Annotated in this window: 4 protein-coding genes and 1 tRNA gene; 1 reads left to right on the plus strand and 4 read right to left on the minus strand. The window is 54.5% G+C overall.

The features are described from left to right. Window positions 1-185 (plus strand): hypothetical protein (locus tag I2D41_RS10085; protein WP_229042284.1); only part of this gene is annotated, 185 nt, incomplete at its 5' end. A gap of 103 nt (window positions 186-288) precedes the next feature. Here the strand turns inward: I2D41_RS10085 and rplT are convergent. From rplT to I2D41_RS08255, 4 genes are all read right to left on the minus strand, one after another. Then, on the minus strand, window positions 289-648 hold the full coding sequence (gene rplT / locus I2D41_RS08240) for a 50S ribosomal protein L20 (protein ID WP_006234421.1): 360 nt from the start codon (window positions 646-648) through the stop codon (window positions 289-291). Between the two features lie 46 nt (window positions 649-694). Beyond that, entirely contained in the window at window positions 695-886 is a 192-nt protein-coding gene (gene rpmI / locus I2D41_RS08245) for a 50S ribosomal protein L35 (RefSeq protein WP_006234422.1), read from the minus strand. A 32-nt stretch (window positions 887-918) separates the two neighbouring features. After that, entirely contained in the window at window positions 919-1,488 is a 570-nt protein-coding gene (gene infC / locus I2D41_RS08250; protein ID WP_006234423.1) for a translation initiation factor IF-3, read from the minus strand. 431 nt (window positions 1,489-1,919) lie between these two features. After that, window positions 1,920-2,006, minus strand: a tRNA-Leu gene (locus I2D41_RS08255). Window positions 2,007-2,139 lie beyond the last annotated feature (133 nt).

The raw sequence follows: 2,139 nt of genomic DNA on the forward strand, positions 1-2,139 counted from the left end.
GGCCGCGCGGCAAGGAGATATATTGCCAGACCGGAGGGGCCCCGGGGGCGGGAATTCCACTCTTCACAAGTCCTACACAATACATCGCTTCCTATATATGTAATAGAAAGGCTGGTGCAGAAATACTGCACGTATCAGATGATGACCCTTCGGTTAAGAGATATATAAAGATCGGTCACCTGTAAGTGTCTATCTACCCGCGCTTTTGCTATATAAACCAGCGCTTCAGATAAAAAGAGGGAGCGCCGCGCACAACGCGACACTCCCCTAGCGATTCAAGAGAATCTATTAGGCCTCGAGAGCCTTCTTGGCGATGGTAGCCAGCTCGTTGAAGGACTCGATGTCCTCGTAAGCCATCTGAGCCAGGACCTTGCGGTCGAGCTCGATGCCGGCAACCTTCAGGCCGTGCATGAACTGAGAGTAAGAGATGTCGTTCAGGCGAGCAGCAGCGTTGATACGAGTGATCCAAAGAGAACGGATCTCGCGCTTCTTGTTGCGGCGATCACGATACTGATACTGCAGGGAGTGCTGGACCTGCTCTTTAGCATGCTTGTAAGTACGCGAAGCGGCACCGTAGTAACCCTTCGCACGGTGCATAACGGTACGGCGCTTCTTCTTGGCGGCAACAGCGCGCTTAATACGTGCCATGTTCTATCAACTCCTAGACGGTAAAACGAAAAACGGGAACGCGAACTTAGGCGAGACGCGACTTGATGACCTTGCGGTCGGCAGCGGCAATCTCGGTCTCCTGACGGAAGCCACGCTTACGCTTGGTGGACTTCTTGCTCAGGATGTGGCTCTTGAAAGCCTTGGCGCGCATAAGCTTGCCGGTACCAGTCTTGCGGAAACGCTTCTTGGTGCCGCTGTGGGACTTCATCTTAGGCATGAAATACTCCTTAATCGGTTACAGAACACTAGTTACTTAGTATCGCTTGCCGCTTTATCCTCATCGAAGGCGCCCTTAATCGGGGCGAGCAGCATAAGCATGTTACGGCCTTCCATCTTGGGCTTGGACTCGACCGTAGCGTAAGGCTTGAGATCCTCGGCGAGGCGCTCGAGAACGTTAAGGCCCTGCTCCGGGTGAGCCATCTCACGGCCGCGGAACATGATGGTGATCTTAACGCGTGCGCCCTTCTTGAGGAAACGCAGAACGTGGCCCTTCTTGGTCTCGTAGTCGCCAACGTCGATCTTGGGTCGGAACTTCATTTCCTTGACCTCGACCTTGGACTGGTTCTTACGAGCAGCCTTGGCCTTCATGGCCTGCTGGTACTTGAACTTACCGTAGTCCATGACCTTGCAGACCGGCGGCTCCGCGTTGGGAGCGATCTCGACCAGGTCGAGACCCTGATCGTCGGCGACGCGCTGGGCATCGCGGATGGCGAACAGGCCGAGCTGAGAGCCATCGACGCCAATCAAACGGCACGAAGATGCAGTGATCTCGTCGTTGATGCGGGTGTCATCAGACTTAGCTATTTTCCCTACCTCCATTCATAAAAAAATAACCCGGCGCTTCTCAGCAACCAGGTCGTACACATAGACTTCCTCGATTTGAGGAAGGTAATCTAAGTTGTATGACCAGTCAGCTGCTCATTGGCGCCAAAAGGTGGGAACCCTCGGGTTCCTCTTTAGGGCATTGCGGGAACAACGCCTTGCGAATAATAACACGTACAGCGCGTTATCACATTACGTACACGAAAAAGGGGCCTTGACCCCCTTGAACGCTCGCTTGCATGTATGGTGCCCGAGGCGAGACTCGAAGGGCCTTCGCTTCGCGAAGCCCCGGGCTTCGGGCGCGTGGCGCCCTCGCCACGCTCCGCTACAGACAGGCCACAGGCCTGTTTGCTTAACGCTTCGCGCGCTCACGCGAGTTCGGCACGAAAAAGGGGGCCGCAACCCCCTTGAACGCTCACTTGCATGTATGGTGCCCGAGGCGAGACTCGAACTCGCACGTTGTTGCCAACGGTGGATTTTGAGTCCACTGCGTCTGCCAATTCCGCCACTCGGGCACGTAATGCGTGAGTTAGTTTATCACAGCTTTCTGTTGATTAGTCCGAAAATGGAACTTCGAGCATTTCGATAAGCTCAACCCTTGATTATCGACTTCATCCGAACACCTCCCACATTCATCCGTACATGTAC

The organism is Collinsella aerofaciens (assembly GCF_015552075.1).
Taxonomy (GTDB): domain Bacteria; phylum Actinomycetota; class Coriobacteriia; order Coriobacteriales; family Coriobacteriaceae; genus Collinsella; species Collinsella aerofaciens_Y.